12 protein-coding genes are annotated in these 20448 nt (G+C 55.6%); all 12 read left to right on the plus strand.

The genetic code is table 11. From position 1 onward, the window contains the following. The first annotated feature begins 78 nt into the window (after positions 1–78). The gene (locus K227x_RS16245; RefSeq protein ID WP_246146906.1) at positions 79–759 is read left to right on the plus strand and encodes a hypothetical protein; all 681 of its coding nucleotides are present in this window, start codon (positions 79–81) and stop codon (positions 757–759) included. A gap of 195 nt (positions 760–954) precedes the next feature. Beyond that, complete coding sequence (locus K227x_RS16250; RefSeq protein ID WP_246145849.1) at positions 955–3096, plus strand: efflux RND transporter periplasmic adaptor subunit; 2142 nt, start codon at positions 955–957, stop codon at positions 3094–3096. A 15-nt stretch (positions 3097–3111) separates the two neighbouring features. After that, entirely contained in the window at positions 3112–7089 is a 3978-nt protein-coding gene (locus tag K227x_RS16255; protein ID WP_145171060.1) for an efflux RND transporter permease subunit, read from the plus strand. Between the two features lie 109 nt (positions 7090–7198). Further along, a complete protein-coding gene (locus K227x_RS31215) occupies positions 7199–7615 on the plus strand; it encodes a hypothetical protein (RefSeq protein WP_246145850.1) in 417 nt (138 codons plus the stop codon). Positions 7616–7795: 180 nt separating this feature from the next. Next, positions 7796–9475, plus strand: a complete 1680-nt coding sequence (locus tag K227x_RS16265; RefSeq protein ID WP_145171062.1) for an efflux RND transporter periplasmic adaptor subunit — start codon at positions 7796–7798, stop codon at positions 9473–9475. A gap of 12 nt (positions 9476–9487) precedes the next feature. After that, the gene (locus tag K227x_RS16270) at positions 9488–12709 is read left to right on the plus strand and encodes an efflux RND transporter permease subunit (RefSeq protein ID WP_145171064.1); all 3222 of its coding nucleotides are present in this window, start codon (positions 9488–9490) and stop codon (positions 12707–12709) included. Positions 12710–12752: 43 nt separating this feature from the next. Beyond that, positions 12753–13112 carry an RND transporter gene (locus K227x_RS16275; RefSeq protein WP_145177979.1) on the plus strand — a complete coding sequence of 120 codons (360 nt, stop codon included), beginning with the start codon at positions 12753–12755 and terminating at the stop codon, positions 13110–13112. A gap of 102 nt (positions 13113–13214) precedes the next feature. Further along, positions 13215–13700, plus strand: a complete 486-nt coding sequence (locus K227x_RS16280; RefSeq protein WP_246145851.1) for a thioredoxin family protein — start codon at positions 13215–13217, stop codon at positions 13698–13700. Further along, positions 13693–14295 carry a cation diffusion facilitator family transporter gene (locus tag K227x_RS16285; RefSeq protein WP_145171065.1) on the plus strand — a complete coding sequence of 201 codons (603 nt, stop codon included), beginning with the start codon at positions 13693–13695 and terminating at the stop codon, positions 14293–14295. The genes K227x_RS16280 and K227x_RS16285 overlap by 8 nt, the downstream gene beginning before the upstream one ends. A 604-nt stretch (positions 14296–14899) precedes the next feature. After that, positions 14900–15328: a hypothetical protein gene (locus K227x_RS16290; RefSeq protein WP_246145852.1), complete on the plus strand. Its 429-nt coding sequence runs from the start codon at positions 14900–14902 to the stop codon at positions 15326–15328. Between the two features lie 165 nt (positions 15329–15493). Next, complete coding sequence (locus K227x_RS16295; RefSeq protein ID WP_145171069.1) at positions 15494–16918, plus strand: efflux RND transporter periplasmic adaptor subunit; 1425 nt, start codon at positions 15494–15496, stop codon at positions 16916–16918. Positions 16919–16930: 12 nt separating this feature from the next. Beyond that, positions 16931–20407, plus strand: a complete 3477-nt coding sequence (locus K227x_RS16300; protein WP_145171071.1) for an efflux RND transporter permease subunit — start codon at positions 16931–16933, stop codon at positions 20405–20407. Positions 20408–20448 lie beyond the last annotated feature (41 nt).

The following is a 20448-nucleotide window of genomic DNA, read 5'->3' on the forward strand; positions in this document are numbered from 1 at the left end:
GCTCAAACGCCCATCCCAGCAAAGCCGTCTGATTTGTGGCAGCGGATTGAGTGTGAACTTCCGACGGCCGCTGAGCCGGTGACACTGTCGCGACGGTTTAGCGTTTGGGTTCGCGAGTCGCCGTATGGTGCAGGGCTGGTGTCGATGGCGGCGTCCGTTTTGGTTCTGTTGGGTGCAGGGCTGTGGTACGGCGGCGGCAACAATCACAACATGGCCGGCGGTGGTGCGATGGCGATGCACGGCAGCGACGGGCATTCGCACGATGGCGAAGAAGCGATGTCGGCCGAACACATGGCCGAGTTCGCTGGCGTGATGGACGACTATTTGCAGAAATTGCCCAGCGATCCAGACGGAGCGGAACAGATGCTGCTTACCAAGTACGACGGTGAAAAAGTCGACGCGGACGGAGCCGTAAAGCTGGTCGGCTATCGCCCGATCGTCTCGAATGGATTGCCCGAGGGCTATTCGTTGGCGTCGACCAGCGTGTTGAAGATGCCTTGCTGCACTTGTGTGAAGGCAGTTTGCAAACGAAGCGACGGGTCGACGCTGGTTCTGTTTGAACACGACGACGAAGAGACGGCTTGGTTTGGCGATCGCCGCCAGAGCATGGCAACGTGTGGCGACAAAGATTGCTGCCTCGTCGATCTCGATTCCAGCATCGCGGCAACTTGGAAGCAAGGCACTCGAAGCGTCACAGCCGTTGGCGTTCGCGACCAAGAGGAAGTGGCGAAGCTGGTGACCTGGTTGGACAAATCCTAAAGCGAACTCATGAACGAATTCTTCAAACAACACCGCGGGAAACTCTGGATTGCACAAGCGGCGGCGTTTGTGCTGCTTGGTGTCTTCGTCGCTTCTTGGTTTGGCGGCGGCTCGGATGAGCCGAAAGTGTCCGCGAGTTCCGCTACGTCGAATTCGGAGGCAATGCAAAGTAAGCCGTCGATTTGGACTTGCTCGATGCACCCTCAAATACGTCGCGACGGTCCAGGCAGTTGCCCGATCTGCGGGATGGACTTGGTTCCGGTCAGAGAATCGGCCGACGGTGTTCGTACTGTTTCGATCAGCTCCGAGATCAAGAGCTTGATGAATGTGCAAGTCAGTCCCGTGCGTCGGCAATACGTTACGGCCGAAGTTCGCATGGTGGGCAAGATCGAGTATGACGAAACGCGACTCGCTCATATCACCGCTTGGGTGCCTGGACGACTGGAACGCATGTTCGTTGACTTTACGGGCGTCGAAGTCAATAAGGGCGATCACATGGTGCAAATCTACAGCGAGTCACTCTACACCGCACAAGAAGAACTGCTTGCGGTGACCAAGCGTGATCGGCCGCCGAGTTCCTCACGCTTCATCGAACCGCTCGATCTTGCCGAGTCTGCTCGTGAGAAACTTCGATTGCTTGGTTTGACGACGGAGCAGATTCAAACGATCGAACAACGCGGCAAGTCCTCCGAAACGGTCACGATCTACTCGCCCGCTGGCGGCGTGGTGGTTGCGAAGAACAAGCAAGAAGGCGACCGCGTTCAAACAGGCGACCGCATCTACACTGTTGCCGACTTGAATCACTTGTGGGTTCAAATGGATGCTTACGAATCGGACCTTGCTTGGTTGCGATACGGGCAAGACGTCGAGTTCACGACGGAAGCGTATCCAGGCGAAGTGTTCCGCGGCCGAATCGCGTTCATTGACCCGGTGCTGAACGAAGACACTCGAACAGTGAAAGTGCGAGTCAACGTGCCGAACGAGGATCGTCGCTTGAAACCGGAAATGTTCGTGCGAGCGATCGTGCAGAGCGACATCGCGGCAGGTGGCCGAGTGCTGAATGCTTCGCTGGCGGGAAAGTGGATCAGCCCGATGCACCCGGAAATCATAAAAGACCAACCGGGCGATTGTGACATTTGCGGCATGCCGTTGGTGCGAGCGGAATCGCTTGGCTATGTCACAGCGGAGCCAACGAGTGCCGCAAAACCCTTGATCGTGCCGGTGAAGGCTGTGTTGCTGACGGGAACGCGAGCGATTGTGTACGTCCAGATTCCCGACGCTGACAAGCCGACTTATGAAGGTCGCGAGATTGTGATCGGTCCGCGAGCAGGTGATTTCTATCTGGTGAAGGCTGGTCTCAATGAAGGCGACCTCGTTGTGACCAACGGAAACTTCAAGCTCGACAGTGCACTGCAGATTTCCGCGAAGCCTTCGATGATGACACCTCAAGGTGGTGGCGGCGGTGGGCACAACCACGGCGGCATGGAAATGCCAAAGGCGGACGAAGGTGTCACGATGAACGCGAGTCCGATGAAGTTGCTGCCAGCGGTGCGTGATTCGATGCAGGGCATTGTTGAGCAATACAAAACGATTCAGGAAAAGGTCGAAGCAGCAAATCTCGCAGAGATTCGCGCCGGCTACGACCGACTGGGGAAAGCCGTCGAGGCGGTGCCGGCGGACTTGATCGGTCCTCCGATGCGACCGCAGTGGTTCGAGGTCGCGATGTTATTGCGGAACGATGTCACCGAAGGCCGTGAGATAAATTCCATGCGTGAAGCCGATCGGGTGTTCACGTTGACTCGCCAGCACGTCGATCAAATGAAGGCTCAGTTCCCGTTGCCGATGTCTCACGACGAAATGCAGATGCCAGCGATGGCGAACATGGATGCTCCGCCTGAAGTCGTTGAGCAACTCAGTGGCTTTGTCACTCCCTACTTGCAACTTAGTCAAGCACTCGCGACAGACGATCTGGAAGCCGCGAAACGAGCGGTCGAGCCGTTGCATCAGCGATTGGCGGGCTTGCTGCCGATCGTCTCCGAAGCCAAAGCGGTCGAAGTGTGGAGCAAAGAGAAACGCGACTTGTCCGAGATCGTTGCAAGATTGCAGGAGGCGAACAATCTCGCCGCTTTGCGTAGCGGGTTCGCTTTACTGTCCGAGCAGATGTTGAGTCTCGAGCGAATGTTCGGACTGCCGACCGACCAATCACTTTACGAGCTTCATTGTCCGATGGCCTTCGAGGGTCGCGGTGCGTCGTGGCTTCAATCCGACGACGCGGTTCGCAATCCGTACTACGGCGGGTCGATGCTGAAGTGTGCCGACAAAGTCGAAAAGCTGTAGGCCAAACAACGCAACATGACTAACAACGATGATTCAATTGAAACTGCTAAACGCTCCATCCTTGGTCGGCTGATTTGGTTCTGCCTAACCAACAAGCTGGTTGTGTTGCTGTTGGTCCTCGCGACGCTCACTTGGGGCGTCATGGTCGCTCCGTTCGATTGGAGCGTTGGCGATCTTCCCCGCGATCCGGTTCCCGTCGATGCGATTCCAGACATCGGCGAAAACCAGCAAATTGTGTTCACGCAATGGATGGGCCGCAGCCCGCAAGACGTCGAGGACCAGATCGGTTATCCGTTGACGGTCGCGTTGCTGGGCATCCCCGAGGTCAAGACGATCCGCAGCTACTCGATGTTCGGCTTTTCGTCGATCTACATCATCTTCGGCGAAGACGCTGACTTTTATTGGTCGCGAACTCGTGTGCTGGAAAAGCTGAACAGTCTTCCAGCCGGCACGTTGCCCGATAGTGTGCAACCGACGCTCGGACCGGACGCCACGGCACTTGGGCAGATCTTTCTCTACACGCTCGAAGGCCGCGATCCCGATGGCAATCCGACCGGCGGTTGGGATTTGCGTGAGTTGCGAACGATCCAGGATTACTACGTTCGCTATTCGTTGACGTCGGCTGAAGGCATCAGCGAAGTGGCGTCGATTGGCGGCTTCGTTCAGGAGTACCAAATTGACGTCGATCCCGATGCGATGCGGGCCGCCGGCGTTACGTTGGCAGGCGTGTTCGAGTCGATTCGCATGACGAATGTGGACGTGGGTGCTCGAACGATCGAGCTAAACAAAGCTGAATACGTGATCCGCGGTCTTGGCTTCATCGAGAATATAGAAGACATCGAAAAGACGGTCGTGAAGGTAACGGACAATGTTCCGATCACAGTCGCCGACGTGGCGAACGTGTCGCTCGGGCCGGCACTTCGGCGTGGTGCGTTGGACAAGGCCGGCGCGGAAGCCGTCGGCGGTGTCGCAGTGGTGCGTTACGGGTACAACCCGCTGGCGGCAATTAAGAACATCAAACAACGAATCCAAGAGGTATCGCCCGGCCTGCCGACGAAGGTGTTGGTCGACTACCAGAAAACGACCGCCGACGAAGTTGACCTGTACGCGGAACGCAACGGTCTTGAATCCATCACCGGAGCAACGACCAGCAGCGACGCTTGGGTGAAGCATCTTCGCGGCATGTCGCAGGACAAATGGCCCGCGTGGATCACAACCAGCCAAGTTGCTGTCGTGCCGTTCTACGATCGCACCGGATTGATCTACGAAACGCTTGGAACGCTGAACACGGCGCTCGTCGAAGAAATCTTGGTCACCATCATCGTGATCTTGGTGATGGTTGTTCACTTGCGTAGTTCGTTTCTGATCAGTGCGCTGCTGCCGCTCGCCGTGCTGATGTGCTTCATCGCGATGAAAACATTCGGGGTCGATGCCAACATCGTTGCACTGTCGGGCATCGCGATCGCGATCGGCACGATGGTCGACATGGGGATCATCCTCACAGAGAACATTCTCAAATACTTGGATGAGGCTGCGCCAGAAGATGACAAGCTGACGGTGATTTTCAAAGCGGCTCACGAAGTCGCCGGTGCGGTACTGACAGCCGTGACGACGACCGTTGTCAGCTTCTTGCCCGTTTTCACGATGATTGGTGCGGAAGGGAAACTGTTTCGTCCGTTGGCGTTCACCAAGACGTTTGCATTAGCCGCGTCAGTGATTGTCGCGTTGACCATCATTCCGCCGGCGGCTCATATCTTGATGGGCGGCCGAATCGAATCAAAGAGCCTGCGCAGGGGAGCTTGGTTTGCGCTGCTGATCCTCGGCATTGCTGCGTCGATGCTGTTGACTTGGTGGGTGGGAGCAATCTTGATCGGATTGTCCGCCTACAAGTTGTGGGAAGAACGCATCCCCGAACGGTTCCAGCGATATGGACCTTACGGGGCCAGTGCCGTTGCCGCGTTGGTCGTGGGTGTGCTGCTGACGCAGGAGTGGTTGCCACTTGGTCCGCAGAAAGGCTTGCTGCTGAACCTGCTTTTCGTGGGCGGCTTGATTGGCGGCATTCTCGGATTCTTCACGCTGTTCCAACGGTTTCTGTACGAACCGATCCTACGCTGGTGTTTGAATCACAAGCTCGCGTTCTTGACGCTGCCAACAGCGATCTTGCTTTTCGGTGGATCCGCGTGGCTCGGGTTCGACAAAGTGTTCGGCGTCGTACCCAAAACGCTATCGCTGATTGGCATTTCCGAAACATCCGTCAGAAATTCGCGACCATGGCGAGCGGCAACGAACGTCCTGCCGGGACTGGGCAAAGAGTTCATGCCGCCGCTCGATGAAGGCTCGTTCCTCTACATGCCAACAACGATGCCGCACGCTTCGATCGGCGAAGCGATGGATGTGTTGCAGTTGCAGAATCAATTGCTTGTTTCGATCCCCGAGGTCGAATCGGTGGTGGGCAAGATCGGCCGCGCCGACACACCACTCGATCCCGCTCCGGTGTCGATGATCGAGACCTACATCACCTACAAGTCCGAATACAAATCGGATGAAGACGGCCATCGGCTGAACTTCCGCTATGACGAGAAAGCCGGCGAGTTCGTCCGTGATGAATCGGGAATGCTGATTCCCGACTCCAATGGTCGTCCGTTCCGACAATGGCGTGACGAAATTCAATCGCCCGACGACATTTGGCAAGAAATCACGGCGGCGGCCGACATTCCCGGCACCACTTCCGCCCCGAAACTGCAACCGATCGCCGCTCGGATCGTGATGCTGCAAAGCGGTATGCGTGCTCCGATGGGAATGAAGGTCAAAGGCCCGGACCTGGAAACGATCGAGCGAGTTGCGTTGGAATTGGAATCGCTACTGAAACAAGTTCCGACTGTCCAAGCATCCGCCGTAATCGCCGATCGCATCGTTGGAAAGCCGTACTTAGAAATCGACATCGACCGTGATGCGATCAAACGATACGGGCTGCACATTCGCAGCGTTCAGGACGTGATCGAAGTCGCGATCGGAGGCCGACAGATCACGACGACCGTCGAAGGCCGCGAACGATTCCCCGTTCGAGTGCGATACGCTCGCGAGTTGCGAGACGACCTGGAATCGCTCGAACGAATCCTTGTCCCAACGCCTATGGGACCACAGATTCCGCTCGGGCAACTCGCCGACATCCGCTACACCCGCGGCCCACAGGTCATCAAGAGCGAGGACACGTTTTTGTTGGGTTACGTGTTGTTCGACAAGCTGCCCGGAGAGGCCGAAGTTGATGTCGTCGAAGACGCCCAAGCGTTCCTGCAATCCAAGATCGACTCGGGCGAGTTCACGCTCCCTGCCGGCGTGACCTACACGTTCGCGGGAAACTACGAAAACCAAATTCGATCCCAGAAGACACTGTCGATCGTGTTGCCGCTGGCTCTCGGGATCATTTTCTTGATCCTGTATCTGCAATTTAAATCGGCCATCACAACGTCGTTGGTCTTTAGCGGCATCCTGATCGCGTGGGCCGGTGGCTTCATCATGCTTTGGTTGTACGGCACCGACTGGTTCCTCGACTTCAGCCTGCTCGGCACCAACATGCGAGAACTGTTTCAGGTCAAGACAATCAACCTCAGCGTCGCGGTCTGGGTCGGGTTCCTTGCTCTGTTCGGCATCGCCAGCGACGACGGTGTGATGATCGCATCGTACTTGGACGAGAGTTTTCGCAAGGACCACATCGAGAACGCCCAGCACGCACGCGAAGCCACGATCACCGCCGGCATGAGACGCGTTCGTCCGTGCTTGATGACCACGGCAACCACGCTGCTCGCATTGATCCCGATCCTCACCTCCACCGGCCGAGGCAGCGACATCATGGTGCCAATGGCCATTCCCAGCTTCGGTGGCATGACCATCGAGATCATGACCATGCTGGTCGTGCCAGTGCTGTATTGCAGTGCGATGGAATGGAAGCTGCGACTCGGAATTAAAGACGAACGGTTCGTAAAGGACGCTTAGACACTTTTCATGCAAATTGTAGCCGTAGTCGAACTTACCTTGCCGCAAACGCTCTCCCAACCTATACTAATGCACTAGAGTTCTCTCAATCTACAGGTTGCCCATCCTTTTGATGTTTCGTCTTCTGTTCATCTCGTTCATCACACTGCGTGTGATTGCATGCCCCGTATTTTGTGCGGCGGGTGGGGATGTTGCGTCGGCAGCAGGAGTGGACCAAGTTGGTGGTTGTCACTGTGGACACGAACAATCGACTCCATGCGATGATAGTCAGTTGCCACCGGGAAATGCCCCGTGTGACAACCCTTGCCCCTGCGACACGGGCTGCGTTTGTCAGGTAACGCCGGAGTCGAATTCCCGCACTGCGTCGGCGGACTTCCTGCTGTTGTTAGATTGGACTCCGCTGTGTCTGGAAACGCTGGACCTGTCCAAACTGCTTGCCAAACGCTGCGAAGAACGACATCCGCAACGGTTTGATCTTCAAAGCGGGCGAGACGTGCGTCTCGTTTACGCCTCTCTATTGCTGTAGGCCACTGCTGGCCCACGTTGGTTGACCCTCGAAATCGGTTTGTGATCGCGATTGCGCTCGACGCATGTTGCGACACCGCGTTCGAGTTCATTTCTGGTCGGCCTTTGCCCGTTGGTTGAGTGCTCGAATTGCATCTTTGCGGTTCGCGCTTGTCCCGTCCATCCCAGCAGGAGTTCTGCAATGAGTCAGTCAGTCGTCAATGCGCCGGAGAAAAATCCGCGTCCCGCCTCCGCCGAAACTTCGGCCAACGGACGGGCCGTGCGTACTCCCGAGATCGAAACGCAAACCAAAAAGGGTGGCCCGATCCGGCGATTTGTCTCGCTTGCCCTTGGTAGCATCGGGCCGACGTTGGTTCTGATCGGCTTTGCCGCCGTCTTCTACTACGGGCACCACAACGATTGGCGAATTCCTAAGTTCGCCGCTTTGACTGGGAGTGTTGAGACGGTCGCCGACGATTGGTGTGAAGAACACGCCGTGCCGGAGTCGAACTGCGTCGAGTGTGATCCCACCCTGATGCCCAAAGGCCCCGACTACGGTTGGTGCGAGGTACATGGCGTTCACAACTGCGTGCTTGATCATCCCGATGTAGCACAGATAAAGGAGACGCCGTCGATATTGCCAAGCGATCTTGAGCGAGCCGCTCGCGCTTTGGCCGTGGCTCCGCGAAAAGAGAACAACAGTGCCTGTAAGATTTACCAGACCCGGATTCAGTTCGCTTCTATTGAGTCAGTGAAGCAGGCTGGCGTTGATGTGGAATTGATTGAACGTGCTCCGATTGTCGAAGCGATCACCGGCAGCGGGGAGATTGTTTACGACCCCACGAAGCAAGCGAGCTTGGCATCGCGAGTTCCCGGAAGCGTTTGGTTGGTAACCAAGGGCGTTGGCGATTTGGTCACCAAAGGAGAAGTTCTCGCCGTCGTGGATGCGGCACAAGTCGGTGATCTAAAAACGAATCTACTGCGGGCGTTGGCCGAAGAAAACCTGCAACGACAAAACGTCTCGCGGCTTAATCAAGCTCGAAGTGCAATTGCGGGGTCGCGGATTCTCGATGCTGAAGCTGCCCTGTCCAAAGCTCAAGCGGATGTGTTGTCCGCTGAACAGTCGTTGCGAAATCTTGGATTGCCGATTGAAACCGAATCGCTGCGAGGCTTGTCTGAGCGGCAAGTCCTCGACAATCTGCGTTTGCTGGGAATTCCCGATGAGATTCTCGCCCAACTTAACAGTAAGACAATCACGTCGAACTTAATCCCGATCGTTTCGCCGATCGAAGGCTTCGTGACGCAACGGCATGTTGCTCCGGGTGAAGTCGTTGACCCGACTCGCATTCTGTTTGAAGTCGCGAACACCAGCCAGATGTGGCTCACACTCAATGTTCCACTAGAGAACATGGATCAGCTTGCTGTCGGGCAACCAATTCGCTTTCAAGCTGATGGCAGTCGCTATGAAGTGGAAGGCAAGTTGAACTGGATCAGCACGGCGGCGGACTCGCAAACGCGGATGGTGCAGGTGCGAGCAATGCTGCCGAACGTTGACGGCAAGTTACGAAGCGAAACGTTCGGTACGGGCCAAATCATATTGAGGGAAGAGTCAGACGCCATCGTGATTCCCAACGGATCGTCACACTGGGAGGGTTGCTGCCAAGTTGTTTTCGTGCGTGACAAACATTACTTCGACAGTCCCGACAGTTTCAAAGTCTTTCACGTCCGTTCGGTACGCTTGGGTGCAACGAACGGGGAATTCACGGAAGTCATTTCTGGTGTGCTTCCCGGTGAAGTGATCGCCGCAGCGGGCAGTGACGTGCTGCGAGCGCAGTTACTAAAAAACAATCTTGGTGCAGGCTGCGACTGCGTCGCAGAATAAAGGAGAGCACGGATGCTAAATTGGCTAATCGACGCATCACTGCGCCATCGCGCGCTCGTGATACTAACGGCGGCGTTGTTCGCGGTTGTAGGCGTGTTCTCACTCCAGCGGCTCGATATCGACGCATTCCCGGACACCACTCCGGTTCAAATTCAGATCAACACGGTCGCCCCGTCATTGGCGTCTGAGGAAATCGAACGGCAGATCACCTTTCCCGTCGAGCAGGCAATCAGCGGATTGCCGGGACTCCACGAACTACGTTCGATCTCCAAGTTCGGTCTGTCACAGGTCGTGGTCATTTTTGATGATGGCATCGACATCTATTTTGCTCGTCAGTTGATTAACGAACGGTTGTCCACCGTCGAGCTACCCGACGGTATCAGCCGACCGCAGATGGGTCCGGTCTCGACCGGTTTGGGCGAGGTTTTTCACTACGTTCTGGTTTACGACGGTGTTGACTTCTCGGAAGCCTCTCAGGCCGAGCGTGTCAAACGCATGACCGAGTTGAGAACAATTCATGACTGGGTGGTCAAGCCACAGTTGCGATCGGTTCGAGGTGTGGCCGAAGTGAACAGTTGGGGCGGGTACGAGAAGCAGTATCAGATTCGTCTCGATCCCGAAGGGCTGTTCAAGTACGGCCTGACCTTCGAGCAAGTATCTGATGCAATTGAAACGAACAACGAGAATGTCGGCGGCGGTACGGTCACTGACGGCAGCGAAATGCTGCTGGTGCATGGAATTGGCCGAACGGTCAATATCAAGGAAATCGAAGACATCGTCATCACTTCCAAGGATGGCGTGCCAGTTCGCATTCGCGACGTCGCCGATGTGATGATTGGGCATGAGATTCGGCGGGGCGCGGTCACGGCAAACGGTCGCGGTGAAGCGGTGTTGGGGTTGGGCTTCATGCTGATGGGCGAAAACAGCCACGACGTCACTTGGGCCATCAAAGAAAAGATCGAAGGTATTCAGGAATCGCTCCCTGCTGGCGTCAAGATTCAAACGGTCTATGACCGTACCGAGCTAATTGACCATGTCATTCACACGGTTCAGAAGAATCTGTTCGAGGGCGGTTTGCTGGTCGTTGCAGTGTTGTTCATTTTCCTGGGAAATCTGCGAGCCGGAATCATTGTGGCGCTCGCAATTCCGCTGTCGATGCTGTTCGCGTTCTCAGGAATGCTGAAGTTCGGCATTGCTGCCAGCTTGCTTAGCCTCGGTGCCATCGACTTCGGGTTGGTCGTCGATAGTTCAGTCGTGATGATCGAGAACTGCGTTCGTTGCTTGGCGCACAAGTCGGACGGTCGCAGTCGCTTGCAGATCATTCGCGATGCGGCGGTTGAGGTTCGCAAGCCGACCATGTTTGGCGAACTGATCATCATGATCGTCTACTTGCCGATCCTGACGCTTGAAGGAATCGAGGGCAAGCTGTTCCGACCGATGGCAATGACCGTGATTATGGCTCTTGCCGGGTCGATGGTTCTTTCACTGACACTGATGCCCGTGTTGGCGAGTCTGTTCCTTCCCAAGAACATCAAGGAAACCGAGCCGCTACTGATTCGCGTGTTAAAACGCCTCTACGCGCCGGTGTTGCGGTTCACGATGCACCACAAGACGTTCATTATCGGATCGGCCTTGTTGTTACTTGTAACCGTTTTTGGCCTCGTCGCTCCGAATCTCGGCAGCGAGTTCGTCCCACGACTTTCTGAAGGTGCTATCACAATCAACGTGGTGCGACTGGCGGGGACGACGCTGGAAGAATCCATGCGTTACAACACGAAAATGGAACAGGTCATTCTGGAAAAGTTTCCGGATGAAGTCGCACAGGTCTGGAGTCGCATCGGAATCGCGGAGGTGGCGACCGACCCAATGGGTACGGAGTTGACCGACTTGTTTCTGACGCTGCATCCACGTGAGAAATGGACGCGCGCCGAGACGCAGGATGAATTGGTGATCAAGGTGCAGGAAGAGCTGCGTGATCTACCCGGTCCGCGATTGGCGATGTCGCAGCCGATTGAAATGCGAATGAACGAAATGATCTCCGGTGTACGCTCGGATGTCGCCGCGATTCTTTACGGCGATGACTTGAACGTGATGGTGGAGAAAGCCGAAGAAATTGAGCGGGCACTCAACTCGATTCCCGGTTCGGAAGACGTGAAAGTCGAACAGGTTTCTGGCCAGCCGGTTCTGCAAATTCGCATCAACCAAGACCAGATCGCTCGCTACGGAGTCCCCGCCAGCACGGTCATGAATCTTGTCCGCTCTTTGGGCACGCATAACGTCGGCGAAGTCTACGAAGGCCAATTGCGGTTTCCACTGATCATCCGACTGCCCGAAGAAGCTCGCGCTAATCCGGAGGCCATCAAGCAAATCTTAGTTGCCACGCCATCTGGCGAACGTATCCCGCTTTCCCGACTGGCCACGATCGAAACCGTGGAAGGTTGGAACACGATCAAGCGAGACTGGTACCAACGTCGCATTACGATTGAATCGAATGTCCGTGGTCGCGACTTGGGCAGCTTTGTTGCCGAAGCTCAACGTGTGGTTGCTGAAAAGGTGCAATTGCCCGCCGGACGCTACCGCATCGAATGGGGTGGGCAATTCGAGAATCTACAACGGGCTCAAACCCGCCTAATGATCGTGGTGCCAATTGCACTCCTGATGATTCTCTCGCTGCTTTACATGACGTATCGCAACTGGGTTGACTCGTTCCGAGTCTTTACAGGCGTTCCATTCGCGTGGATTGGCGGGATTCTGGCGTTGTGGATTCGCGACATGCCGTTTTCGATTTCGGCAGCGGTTGGATTCATCGCATTGTCCGGAGTCGCGGTGCTCGATGACATGCTTCTTGTATCAACGATTCGACAACTGCGGCGAAAAGGGCGATCACTTGACGAAGCGGTCGAAGAGGCCGCGATGACACGATTGCGTCCAATCTTGATGACGACGCTCGTGGCGAGTCTTGGATTCGTCCCGATGGCATTCAGCACCGGGATGGGCGCCGAAGTGCAACGACCACTGGCAACGGTGGTCATTGGCGGCGTGTGCAGCGCGATGGTGATGAGTTTGCTCGTGCTTCGAGTGCTCTACGTCGTGTTCAACACGCCGATGGAAAAACTGCGCAGTGATGCTGATGCAGGTGATGACGACGACGGAGACGATGACGGTCATCGTCTTGAACCCCATGAACCGATTGACCCGGATATCAGGCGCGCGTCTGAAACGGCATCGGTCTAACTTTAGTTCGGCCATGCCGAAGGAGAATTTTACGATGACGATGATGAATTGGATGACTAGCTTCAAAGGCATCTCGCTCGCAACCATCGCCGCCATGGCGATCGGATTGAGCGGATGCAATAAAGACCAAGTCACAGGCGACGGTGCAGCAGATCCCGTCGCGGCAACCAACGTCGATCACAGCCACGGTGGTTGGTGGTGCGTCGAACATGGTGTGCCTGAGGAAGAATGTGCGCTCTGCGACAAGTCGCTGGTGTCGAAGTTCAAGGAGGATGGAGATTGGTGCGACGAGCACGATCGACCAGAATCGCAGTGCTTCATTTGCAGTCCTGCACGATTCGACAAATTCGCAATGCGATACGAAGCCAAAACGGGTCAAAAGCCACCGCAACCGGAGGAGTAGAACTGCCCGGCGTAGTGGCTGAGGCGTCGTCCGTTTCTGACTAAGCGGTCAGATCGCGCCGCCTTAGCGTTACGCCAAACTATCAATTCGGGAACGACTTAAATGATCTGGTCTGCCAAGCTCTCAATAGCGCTGCTAACTGTGTTTGCGGTTCTCCAAATGGGATGCGGCTCTCGCGTTGCAGAAAATCCATTGGATGATGCACAAGCGGATGGCATCAAACCTGTCCAGTTGACCGATGCGAATTTCCAAACGGAGGTGATCGAGTCGGATCTTCCTGTATTGGTCGATATGTGGGCACCATGGTGCGGGCCGTGCATCGAAATGAAACCAACGTTGCGACTGGTCACTGAAGAACTGACTGGTCAAGCCAAGGTCGCGGAACTCAATATCGACGAAAACCCATTCATCAAAGAAAAGTATGGTATCGACCGCTATCCGACGCTGCTGATCTTTCGGAATGGCGAAGAAGTCGATCGTTTGAGTGGTGAAAAAACTGAAGGCGAGCTAATAGAAGCTCTTTCGCCGTTTCTCAGTTCGTCAATCGAAGCAGAAGACGACACGAGCCCCAGGGATAAGCATGACTGACTGCGGATGCGAATTGGAAGCAGAAGGCGACGCACAGCGAAGGACGCTGCGCGTGGTGCTGGCAATCAACGCTGCAATGTTTGTCGTCGAGATTATCGCTGGCGTGCTTGCCAGTTCGACGGGCCTGATCGCGGACTCACTCGACATGCTGGCCGACGCCAGTGTCTACGCAATCAGTCTGTACGCCGTCGGTCGTGCCGCCAACATCCGTCGCAATGCCGCGACTGCCAGTGGCGTATTGCAACTGGCTCTCGGCTTCGGTGTATTGATCGAAGCGGTTCGCCGCTTCATCGGTGGCGGGGAACCGATCGGCGTTGCGATGATGGCGATGGGCTTCATTGCTTTGATCGCCAATTCTTTTTGCCTGTGGCTGATCGCCAAACACAAAGGCGGTGATGTCAACTTCCGAGCATCCTATATCTTCTCGGCGAACGACGTGATCGCCAACATTGGCGTCATCGTCTCGGGCCTGATCGTCAAACTCACTGGCTCGCAAATTCCCGATCTCGTCATCGGAATCCTGATCGCTGGCGTCGTTATCCGGGGTGGCATCAAGATTCTCAGGATGGCCGGTTCCGGCACAGAAACGAGTTAGGCGTTCACGGAAGGCTAGTTCACTGCATCAACTGACGGTCTGAGTTAGCCTTTTCAAAGCCGTTAGGCTCGGTGGTGGCCCTCCGAACGATCCACCCGAGGGATCAAGCACTGATGACAACGGTTCCGACGAAGAGCCTCGCCCGCCGTGGTGGCCCGAGGATTGGGACTGGCCGCCCGAACCCGAAGGCTCAACCGAAGTACTCGTGCCGCCACCGCGCCACGTTTGGCCGCGACTACCGCCCGACCACCCATACTATCTGCCGCCCGGATTCTCTTGGCCCGAAAACATGCCGCCCGGACATCCCGGCACGCCCGAGCCCGGAGACGAACCAGGCGGCAGCGAAACTTCTTCGAGCGGAGAATGGGTGTGAGCCAATATATGTGTCAGCGCGACAGAGGCATCAACGCGGCGCCGTAGTAGGCCGTATGGAGCGGAGCAATCTGCGCCGAAATCAGGAGTCCAGGAATTGACTTGCGTTTGCCTGTTGTGACCTGGTGCAAATGAACTGATCTATCCACTCAACCGTCTTATGAGTAGAGTTAGCGGAAATCCCTCTCCAAGAGAATCTATGAAGCGTTTGGTCTCACTACTGCTAATTCCCATGTTCATTCTGGGGCAACCTTTGCCTCATTCGCATGCAGGGGCTGGCGTAGACAAACCGGACGACCATGCCGCTCGTCCCCATGTTCATCTTGCACAGCATGACCATCACCATGGTCATTCGCACGCGGAACCTGAGATGGAGGCAGATGACCATCGCGATGATTCAGGCGTGTCGGATGCGGATGAGGGTATCGCCGCGATCTTCGGTCTGAATGGTCATGATGACAATGCTTTCTATCTAGCTAACTTAACGCTATCGCATCATCGACTGAGCTTTGGCGGAGAGCAGAACCATTTCGCAGTTGTTCAGTACAACGTACCGGAACATTTCGGTTGTAGGCCCATGTCTGGCCCGCAATTCTTGGTTCCGTCGCAGCGGTATTCGTCGCTACCGATCTATCTTCTGACAGCCTCTCTACGGCTGTAGCGGACACGCGTCACCGATTCTCGGCGTTCTAGACGCTGTGTTTCTGCATCGGTGATCTTCTCAATGTGAATTTCAATTTGAGGCTCCTCCATTGCTTGCGCCTGCGCGCTTGTTTCGGTGCTGCGCCCAGGTCGTTGCGTGGTTTTCTCTATAGGGAATGTTTAGATGAATCGTTTGGTTTCGATTGCCAAATCGCTGGTGGGTCCAGCGATTGTGGTCGCCGTATTATTTGCGGGGTGGACGTTCCGCAAGCAGTTGTTTCCGCAGCAGGAAACAACTGCCGCGTCGGAGGACGATGCGTCGGGAGAGTCTGCCGAAAAGCAGACCATCCTCGAAATCAGCGAACAGGCTCGAAAGAATCTTTCGCTGGTAGCCAAGGCCGCGCGGCCTCAATCGTACTGGCGGACCGTTGTGATTCCTGGAGAAGTCGACGACCGACCGGGCCTATCCGATCGTGGCGTCACGTCGCCCGCTGTGGGCGTGGTGACTGCGATCCATGCGTTCCCTGGCGACACGATGCGACCAGGCGAGCCTCTGTTCTCGCTGCGTCTATTCAGCGAGTACTTGCAAGCCACACAGACTCAGTTGTTTAAGGCTCGGCAGGAAACCGCAATCGTTCAAGCCGAGATCGACCGGTTGTCTGGAGCGGTCAACACAGGTGCGGTTTCGCGTTCCAAGATGATCGAGTTGCAGAGCGAAATTAGTCGCCAAAACACGTTGATCCAAGCCTCTCGCCAGGAGTTGTTGACACGAGGTTTGACGCCTGGGCAAGTGCAACAGATTGAATCCGGGACGTTCGTTTCAACCGTCGAGGTCGTCGCTCCGCCCGTGCGAGATTTCGACGCGTTCGCAAATCGTCCGGCACCTCAGGAAATTCAGCAGGTCAATTTTGTCAACGAATTGGCACAGGACCAACCGATCGCGTACGAGGTTCAAGAGTTGGCTGTTGAACTTGGGCAACAGGTTCAAGCGGGCCAGTTGCTCGCCAACTTATCGAACCACCAGATGCTGTACGTCGTCGGTCACGCCTTCAAGCGAGAGGCGACGTTCTTGGAACAAGCCGCCCAAGAAAAACGTCCCATCGAAATTGAATTTGCCGAGGATGCAACAGGCAGTTGGCCTGAACTAAAGCAGACGTTTAACGTTCGTCATCTATCGAACTCCATCGACACCAACAGCCGGACGTTTGACTTCTTTGTCCCACTAACAAACCAATCGCGATCCTATGGCGACAAAGGTCGGGTATTTCTCGTTTGGCGTTTTCGGCCTGGTCAACGCGCTCGCATCCATGTCCCGGTGGAAAAGTTCGATGACGTGTTCGTGTTGCCCGCCGAGGCGGTCGTGCGAGAGGGGCCTGAGGCATACGTGTTCCGGCAAAACGGCGATTTGTTCAAGCAGATTCCCGTTCATGTTGTGCACGAGGATCGACGCTCGGTTGTGATCGCCAACGATGGCAACATCACAGCCGGAGCCTACCTAGCGCAAAACTCAGCCGCCTCGCTCAATCGAGTACTGAAGTCACAGTCGGCCAGCGGAAAAGAACCCGGTGTGCATGTTCACGCCGACGGCACCACTCACGCGGCACACTAAGGAAATACGTCCATGCTCGATGCAATCATCAAGTTTTCGCTCCGTTACCGCATGCTGGTCGTCGTTGTCAGCCTATTTCTGCTGGTCTACGGATCGTTCCTGGCTACTCAGATGTCGATCGACGTCTTTCCCGACCTCGACCGCCCTCGTGTTGTCATCATTACCGAAGCTCCCGGACTCGCGACCGAAGAGGTCGAGACGCTGGTGACGCAGCCGATCGAGATTGCGCTGATGGGTGCTAATGGCGTCCAGGCGGTTCGCAGTCAATCGACGGCGGGCTTGAACGTAATCTACATCGAGTTCGATTGGTCGACGGAAATTCGCGCTGCTCGTCAAACTGTCCAAGAAAGACTGTCCACGTTGGAGGGTGTCTTGCCGGATGGAATTCGTCCGCAGATGACGCCACCGTCTTCGATCATGGGGCAGATCATTGTCGCGGGAATTTACCGGCAAAACGGTCCCAGCGGCGGACGGCTCGCACAGCTCGGCAACACCGACATGATGGCCGAAATGGTCATTGGCGAAAACGAAAAGTTTCAGATCATTGTTTGGACGCCAGGCGATCGGCATGACTTTTCGACTTGGAAGAAAGTTCAGCCACAGGAAATTCAGTGGGATGATGATCCCAATGCGGATCCGCAGACTTCCCAAGTCCCCGTCGGAACTGCCGAGATCAAAATCAACGGCAAGTCACACGACGGATATTTCTTTAGCGAAGCCAAACAACAACTTGAACTGCGGACTGTCGCGGACTGGATCATTCGACCACGACTGTTGAAAGTCACCGGTGTCGCGGAAGTGTTCATGCTCGGCGGAGATCGCAAGCAGTACCAAATCCTGATTGATCCGACCGCGTTACTCGAATACGACGTCACGGTTCAAGAGGTTGAACAGGCGCTTCGAGCCAGCAACATCAACACGAGCGGCGGCTTTGCGGTCACCGGTGAGACCGAGCGACCAATTCGTATTCTTGGTCGCTTGGGACCGGAATCACGGGTCGTAATCGAAGACTTGAAGAAAGTCCCCGTCGGAAACCATCCCAAACGAGCTGTCTTATTGGGGCAAGTCGCTCGCGTCACCGAAGGGCCGCAATTCAAGCGTGGTGATGGAAGCGTCGACGGTCGGCCAGGAATCGTGTTCACGACGGTCAAGCAACCTCACGTTGATACACGCGATCTGAGTGATGCGGTCGCAGAGGCATTTGTCGAGGTCGAGGCATCATTACCCGCGGACATCATCGTCAACTCAGAACTGTTTCAGCTAAGAAACTTTATCGACCGAGGCATCTTCAATGTTGCTGAGGCACTCGTCATCGGTGCGGTGCTCGTCATCATCGTGCTGTTTCTGTTCCTGCTGAACTTTCGCACGACGTTCATTACGCTCACCGCGATCCCGCTTTCGCTCGTTCTGACAGCGCTTACATTCCGCTTGATGGGTTGGATCAGTGGTACAGAGCTGACCATCAACGTCATGACGCTAGGTGGAATCGCCGTTGCAATGGGCGAACTCGTCGACGACGCGATCGTTGATGTCGAAAACATCTTTCGTCGACTCAAGCTGAACAACCTGTTACCGGCCGACGAACAGAAGTCGTCAATCGTTGTTACTTTCGAGGCGAGTAAAGAGATTCGTAGCTCGATCGTGTTTGGAACCGCGGTCGTGATCCTTTCCTTCATGCCGCTGTTCGCACTGTCGGGTGTCGAAGGTCGGTTGTTCACGCCGCTGGGCTTCGCCTACATCGTGTCAATCTTGTCGTCCTTCGTCGTGTCGATGACCGTCACACCGGTACTTTCCTACTATCTTCTGCCAAATTCGCGTGCAACCCAACACGAGGGCGACGGGTTCTTATTGCATGGACTGAAAGCGATGATGACCCATCTGATCCGTCTCAGCATGGCGTTGCCGCGAACGCTGCTTATCTTGACCTGGCTCGCCGTTGCCTTGGCCGCATGGCAAATGTCGATGCTGGGTCGAAACTTTTTGCCGCCTTTCGATGAAGGCAGCATTCAAGTGAACGTGACCTTGCCTCCTGGATCGTCGTTGGATGCTTCTAACAAAGTTTCAGGGGCGATTGATTCCGTCTTTCAGTCGATGCAAAAGACAGAGGAAAATCCGGATGGCGAGATTTTGCACTTCGTTCGTCGAACCGGTCGAGCAGAAATGGACGAGCATGCGTCGCCGGTTAACTTCGGCGAATACATCCTCAGCATGAATCCCGAATCACCGACCGAGCGAGAAGAAATCCTCGCGAGACTCCGGGAGAAAATCAGCGACGAAGCACCCGGAGTAGACATTGAGGTCGAACAGCCTCTGGCGCACTTGATTAGTCATATGATCTCGGGCGTCTACGCTCAGATCGCGATCAAGATTCACGGCGACGACTTGGATGTTCTGCAGCGAGTTGCCGAACAGGTCAAAGGAACGATCCAGGACGTACCAGGAATCACGCCGCCGGTAGTTGAGCCGATTCAAGAGACAGCCGAATTGCACATTTCTCTTCGCGCTGACGACTTGGCGTTGCATGGACTGACTCGCGAATACGTCGCGGACGTTTTGCAAACAGCGTTGCAGGGTGAAGTCGTCTCGCAAGTCCTCGAAGGCCAACGTCGATTCGATTTGCTAGTGCGGCTGGAGGAGGAGTATCGCACCGATTACGCGAATCTGGATCGGCTACGCATCGACCTGCCTGACCGTGAGGGGCAACCCGATCGGGGACAGATCGAACTGCGCGAGGTCGCGGATGTGGGCGTCGGCACCGGTCCAAACTCCATCAATCGCGAGAACGCACGACGCCGGATTGTCATTCGCTGCAATACCGAAGGCCGCGACTTGGCTGGTGCCGTGAACGACATTAAGAGTCGTATTGGCAAGCAAGTCAAAATGCCGGCAGGCTACTTTATTGAATATGGAGGACAGTTCGAGAGCCAACAGCGTGCGACGCAACTGATCATCGTGCTCGCCGGTGTTTCGGTAATCGGAATGTTCATCGTGCTCTTGGTTTTGTTTCCGTCGATTCGGATCGTGCTGCAAATCCTGAATGCGCTCCCAACCGCGTTCATCGGTGGCGTAATGGCACTTGTCATCACGCAGCAAAGCCTCACCGTTGCAAGCCTTGTCGGTTTCATCTCCCTCGGCGGCATCGCGGTTCGCAACGGCATTCTGTTGGTCACTCACTACTTCCACCTGATGAAGGAGGAAGGCGAGGAATTTACGCAGGAGATGGTGATGCGAGGCAGTCTTGAGCGACTGGCACCGGTTTTGATGACGGCGTTAACCGCAGGCATCGGACTGATACCGCTTGTGCTGGGTGGTCAAGAACCGGGCCGTGAAATTCTGTATCCAGTTGCCACTGTCATCCTCGGCGGACTGACGACATCGACCTTCTGTGAATTCCTCATTCACCCTGGGCTCTTCTGGACGTTTTCTGGCAAGGACGCCGCTCGACTTGCAAAGCTTGAAACAGAGGAGGACGAGTTTGGAATGAATTAGTCAACACGATCGCATCCGCGACCACGTCAGCGTTAGAAACC

It is taken from the genome of Rubripirellula lacrimiformis, from assembly GCF_007741535.1.
Taxonomy (GTDB): Bacteria; Planctomycetota; Planctomycetia; order Pirellulales; family Pirellulaceae; genus Rubripirellula; species Rubripirellula lacrimiformis.

Bases quoted from the DNA above. Each gene is read 5' to 3' on its own strand.
- K227x_RS16255 (WP_145171060.1), top strand. From the start codon at position 3,112: ATGACTAACAACGATGATTCAATTGAAACTGCTAAACGCTCCATCCTT.
- K227x_RS16265 (WP_145171062.1), top strand. From the start codon at position 7,796: ATGAGTCAGTCAGTCGTCAATGCGCCGGAGAAAAATCCGCGTCCCGCC.
- K227x_RS16275 (WP_145177979.1), top strand. From the start codon at position 12,753: ATGAATTGGATGACTAGCTTCAAAGGCATCTCGCTCGCAACCATCGCC.
- K227x_RS16280 (WP_246145851.1), top strand. From the start codon at position 13,215: ATGATCTGGTCTGCCAAGCTCTCAATAGCGCTGCTAACTGTGTTTGCG.
- K227x_RS16290 (WP_246145852.1), top strand. From the start codon at position 14,900: ATGTTCATTCTGGGGCAACCTTTGCCTCATTCGCATGCAGGGGCTGGC.
- K227x_RS16285 (WP_145171065.1), top strand. From the start codon at position 13,693: ATGACTGACTGCGGATGCGAATTGGAAGCAGAAGGCGACGCACAGCGA.
- K227x_RS16300 (WP_145171071.1), top strand. From the start codon at position 16,931: ATGCTCGATGCAATCATCAAGTTTTCGCTCCGTTACCGCATGCTGGTC.
- K227x_RS16295 (WP_145171069.1), top strand. From the start codon at position 15,494: ATGAATCGTTTGGTTTCGATTGCCAAATCGCTGGTGGGTCCAGCGATT.
- K227x_RS16250 (WP_246145849.1), top strand. From the start codon at position 955: ATGCACCCTCAAATACGTCGCGACGGTCCAGGCAGTTGCCCGATCTGC.
- K227x_RS16270 (WP_145171064.1), top strand. From the start codon at position 9,488: ATGCTAAATTGGCTAATCGACGCATCACTGCGCCATCGCGCGCTCGTG.